This window comes from Pseudomonas sp. 05T35 (assembly GCF_056396605.1).
Genome location: NZ_JBFTLU010000375.1, coordinates 1 through 4,589, shown reverse-complemented (window position 1 = coordinate 4,589; position 4,589 = coordinate 1). Strand labels below are relative to the sequence as shown.

7 protein-coding genes are annotated in these 4,589 nt (G+C 50.8%); 6 read left to right on the top strand and 1 reads right to left on the bottom strand.

Annotated features, from left to right (window positions below; genetic code table 11):
- From AC1DH9_RS23100 to AC1DH9_RS23075, 6 genes are all read left to right on the top strand, one after another.
- The coding region (locus AC1DH9_RS23100; protein ID WP_477808840.1) for a hypothetical protein at positions 1–294 on the top strand (294 nt) is incomplete at its 5' end.
- On the top strand, positions 287–880 hold the full coding sequence (locus AC1DH9_RS23095) for a hypothetical protein (protein WP_427545515.1): 594 nt from the start codon (positions 287–289) through the stop codon (positions 878–880). The genes AC1DH9_RS23100 and AC1DH9_RS23095, both read left to right, overlap by 8 nt.
- Before the next feature lie 72 nt (positions 881–952).
- Positions 953–1,375: a lysozyme inhibitor LprI family protein gene (locus tag AC1DH9_RS23090; protein ID WP_477808839.1), complete on the top strand. Its 423-nt coding sequence runs from the start codon at positions 953–955 to the stop codon at positions 1,373–1,375.
- Positions 1,376–1,397: 22 nt separating this feature from the next.
- Complete coding sequence (locus AC1DH9_RS23085; RefSeq protein WP_427545519.1) at positions 1,398–1,820, top strand: hypothetical protein; 423 nt, start codon at positions 1,398–1,400, stop codon at positions 1,818–1,820.
- Between the two features lie 20 nt (positions 1,821–1,840).
- A complete protein-coding gene (locus AC1DH9_RS23080) occupies positions 1,841–3,559 on the top strand; it encodes a hypothetical protein (RefSeq protein WP_477806074.1) in 1,719 nt (572 codons plus the stop codon).
- The gene (locus AC1DH9_RS23075; protein WP_427545523.1) at positions 3,556–4,155 is read left to right on the top strand and encodes a lysozyme inhibitor LprI family protein; all 600 of its coding nucleotides are present in this window, start codon (positions 3,556–3,558) and stop codon (positions 4,153–4,155) included. Before AC1DH9_RS23080 ends, AC1DH9_RS23075 begins: the two co-directional genes overlap by 4 nt.
- A 264-nt stretch (positions 4,156–4,419) precedes the next feature.
- On the opposite strand, the gene AC1DH9_RS23070 is transcribed toward AC1DH9_RS23075, so the two are convergent.
- A partial coding sequence (locus AC1DH9_RS23070) for a DUF6124 family protein (RefSeq protein ID WP_477808841.1) occupies positions 4,420–4,589 on the bottom strand: 170 nt, incomplete at its 5' end.

Genomic DNA, 4,589 nt, shown 5'->3' with positions numbered 1-4,589 from the left:
TGTTACGGTTATCTCACCGAGATGGTCCGCAGCAGTAATTTCCCATTTCGCTACGTCACCAAGGACAAGGTCAATCTGCTGATCGATGAAGATGACGGTGAAAAGGTCCGGGCTCAGCTTTTCTATGAGACGGATGGCGCGGGAATCATTGGTTGGGTCGAGTACGACGTCTCAAAGCACGTACTGCGCAATACTTCGGCGGAGCTTGAGGAACCGGTGGCGTTGACCTTTGATACTGGATTCGCGAAGGGATATGCACAGTGCTTGGCCAAGGCTGGTGATGCAGATGAGTAATGATCTCTATGGGCGCGTGGATTCCAAGAGGCGTCGTTTGATGGTTAAGCGCTTTCTCGTGGGCGGTGCATTGGCGATTGTCTCCTTCTGGGCTTTGGCTGCCAGTGATGCCTATACCCAGCATGATGTTCTGCAGTGTGGCAGCGTCGATGTGGAGCTGATCTCTTCTTGTCGATCAGTTTCGGTTGAATTGGGCGAAGATCAACTCTTGCCGGTCTGTTCAGATCAGACAATTAACATCAACGGCAAAGTGCTGCGGCGTGATGTGGGCCAAGTGTCACAACTGACCAATGACGGGAAAAGCACGCAGATGTTGGCAAACGTTGTGGTGACTATGGCCTGTATCAAAGGGACAAAAGGCAGCCTGGTGTTCATCGGTGGATATGGTGGGTGCGGTGCTTGTCCTGAATGGTTTGGTTATTACTCGACGGCGGGAGAGCTGGTCAGTTACTCCTACAGCAATACCGTTCGCTCGTTCGGTTCGAAGGGCTCTCGCCGCGAACTGATCAAGGCTTACGGCGTTACTGCACAGGCGCTACGGGAGCAGAGTCCTACTGAGAAAAGGATCACCTATGGGCAGCCGTAGTCCCACGATGTTGTTGACGGGTTTGCTGTGTGGTCTGTTCGTTTGGCTGCCGTTGCAGAAGCAGGTGATCGCATGAAAGCATTGAAGCGTTTTATGGTGGTGCTTGTTTGCGTGCTAGCGGGCGATGTATCTCTGCCGGTCTCACTCGCGTTTGCTGGGGTGGATTGCAACGAGATGGCTGCAAGTCAGCAGATTGAGACGTGTGCAGACATCGCGAAGAAGGCTGCCGATTCCCGGCTCAATACCAGTTACCAGAAGCTGATGGCGCGGCTCGACTCCCAGTATCGAGCCCAGYCCGATGCGGGGAAGGTATTCAAGACGAAGGTCAAGGAATCACAGCGCATCTGGATCAAATTACGCGATACGGATTGCCCGCTCGAAGCTTTTGAGATTGAGGCGGGTATGCCCGCGTATGTGACAACGGTGAACAATTGCGTTGCAAGAATGAGTCTGGAACGCTCGGACTATCTGGACAAGATTGCGGCTGATCTTTAACTGAAGAAACAAGGGAGCTGTTTTGAAGAAGTTGTTTTTGCTAATGGTGCTCATGTGCCCATCGATTGCTCACAGTGAAGTGGAGTCACAGATTTACTGTTTCCGCTCCAAGGAAGGGAAAAGCATCAAATTTGAATTTAGAACCTACTATGATCCGGCAGCCAATTGGGTTGCTGCCGGTGTCAAGTATGGGGCATCCAAGGAGTCAATCGCCCTGGTGCGCAAAGACATTCAGGCGAAAGACATGGCCGAAGGCGGACCTTCTGAATTCACAACAACGTGGGTCGAGGTCTCTGAGGGTGTGGTGACCGGTGAATATGCAATGGCGACTCAAGGTGCGCTTGTTAATGCAATGTCATATACAAACTATAAAAGCAAAAAACGCTACTTTTTTGATCATGCCCTGTACGTTGAATCCTCTCCTGAAACGGGTTGCCAGTGGTGAAATTATTCAGGTTTTATAAGTTGAGGTATTTGATTTTCTTGTTGGCGTTTTATTTTTCAGGGGCCGGTGCCGCTGAATTGGTTTTCCCACAAGTAAAGTCATGCGGAGACGACAGCAACGCCATCAGCAGTTGCTCAGTTGTCTTGGATAAAGATGGCTACATTGTAGATGCCCATTCAGGGAGGAAGCTTTTCGATAAGCCGGAGCCCATGGGGGCGCTGAGTTCAAACAAACTCTATCAGTACGGCAGTCAGTACATTCTTGAAAATCAAAACTATTCTTCATCCAAAACGCGTCGCTGGGTAGCGTTTAGTTATGACGATAAAAGAATAGTTTTGAATCGAATTTATATCTTTTCATTAGACATTTTTATGCCGTCTGGGCCTCGTTGGCATGGCTATGAGTGTCATCCGGATTCCGCTGAGCTGACTGCCCGAGCGAATCTTGCCTTTGGTGAGGTAGCGATTGAGTCCCTTTGCGGCGACGTCGAAGCTAACGTGGTAACGGTTGCGAACGACATACCCACTCCTTTGGCCGCTGACACGTTGGCGGTCAGTGTGCCCGTTTACGTTGACAGGCAACGAAGGGGGGGCGCCACGTATTTGTTTATGGAAAGTGACGAGCCTGATTTGGCCAAGATGGTTTGTTACTCCAATTGTAGGCAGCTCTCGAAGAATCAACCCGTGCTTAATCTGGAAAAGACATCGGAGAACAGGTCCAAGTCCAGTGAGCCAACGCTCATCAAAAAGATATCGGCCAATTTGTTGGGCGACGCATCGCGTCAAAATGTGTTTGTGCTGACAACGGAATCTGATGCGGCTTATCACCGATTGCTGATCGCTCCTGAGCAACAGACTGGCGATCAAATTATTTTGGATACGTCCAAGGCGTTACCGCTGATAAAGACTCAGTATTCATCAGCCGTTAATGATGGCTTCAGCGTCAGTGTTATTAATGGCCAGTCGGGAACGCTTAAGGTTATAGATCAACAAGCGGAGCCAGTATCGGTTAAGCAGTCTTCCGGCGAAGCAGGAGACTACATTGCTCTGGTGACTAACGAAGAAGATAATGGTATTTATAATTTCAATCTGCTGTTTCGCTACAGCAAAAGCTCAAAAAAGTTTGAGTTGAAAAATGTGTTGCAGGTGACAAATAGCGCTTCCTGTGACCGCTCGATTCTCAGTGTTGAAGAATTACCCAAAGAAATGGTCGGCGAAGTCTCTTTGGAGTCTTTCGATGGGCTTAAGGTTTTTGAGCAATTACATGGAGTCCACGCCGGGACGCCCAGTGATGGGTACAAAAAGCTGATGATGATTGATACAGCGACACAACTCGATCAGGCGTTGGCGCTGTATCGCAAAGGGGATACTCGCGCATTCAACGAGGTGATGGGGTATTTCCTTATGGGGGGAGAGAGTGACCGCTGTGATCCGCAAAGCTACATCGTGAGAAAGTATTACTTCGCTCAAATGCCCGGTTGGTCTAATGATCTGGGTTTTCTGCTGGGTGAAGCGGGTTACTACGCAGAGTCCATTGAGCTGCTAAAAGCGGTTGTTGCGAATAACCCCGGCAGAGTCGTTGCCTATTTGAATCTCGCGGACAGCTATTGGGGGGCGAACGATAAAGAGCGGGCGGCGGTGGCTTACAAGCAGTATGGCTTGCTGATGTCTGGCGCGGGCAAAGCGTTGAAGGTTCCCACGCGAGTGGTTGAGCGCAGCAACGGAGCGGTGGAGTTATGAACGGATTCAAGCAGGTTTTTTTGAGTGTGGTCGGTGTTGTTTTAGTCGCATCAACGTCCTCGGTTTATGCACAGGGGACGTGTAATCAGGACAGTTTTGAGACACCTGATTTTATTGCATGTGGCCAACAAAGCTTCGAGAAAGTAGATGCAGCACTGAATGAGCAGTACAAAAAAGCCTTGGGCAGTTTGCTTCCAGAAAATAAACAGCTGCTGATTGATGTGCAGAGGAACTGGGTAACGTTTAAAGAAACGTATTGCGAAGAGGTTTACCTATCGGCGTCTTCGGGGGAAGAAGCACAGCTCAAAAAGCTTTCGTGCCTGCTGCACGCGACCAATGCCCGATTAGGTGAGCTGATTTATTTGCAGACGGGGATGACCAATGATGGCTTGTACAAAGCCGCGTCGATCATGGCCGGTAAAGACCGCGCCGATAAACTCCAGGACTCGATCAAGCGTCTTAGCGGCGCCGATCTATCGGACCCCGTTTGGAAGCATTACGCTGCCGGGAACTGTGATTTGAGCTTCGTTCTATTTCGAGAGGACAGTGATATTTGTGCGGCCAGGATGCGTTTTCAGTTACCTCTGATCCGTTAAAGGGACTATCGGCGTGAAGTGTTTTCCTGCGTTTTCGCTTTTCGAAGCAGTCTTGATCTCGATGACATTGCTATCGAGTTCGCTTCCGGCAATGGCCGGCATGATCGACCTCGGTAACGTTTGGAAAGTTGGCGCCGGTCGTATCGGTGATACAGCCGATCGGCGAGGAGGGTAGGGCTTGTGTGATTCCCATTCGGGGCGCGCCTGAGCGAACGTGAGCCATCGTCAAGAAGCGCGCCGATACCGGCGCGCTCTTTGGTTGGACTACACCTTAACCCGATACTCCACCGGATTCGGTGAATCGAGGTTGTCCATGGCGCGGTCGATCAGCAGTTGGGCGCCTTCGGCCATGCGGTAGATGGCGAGGGCGACGTTGCGGCGGGAGCCTTCGATTTCGAAGGCGAGGTCGCCGGCGATGGCTTTGATGGAGGCGA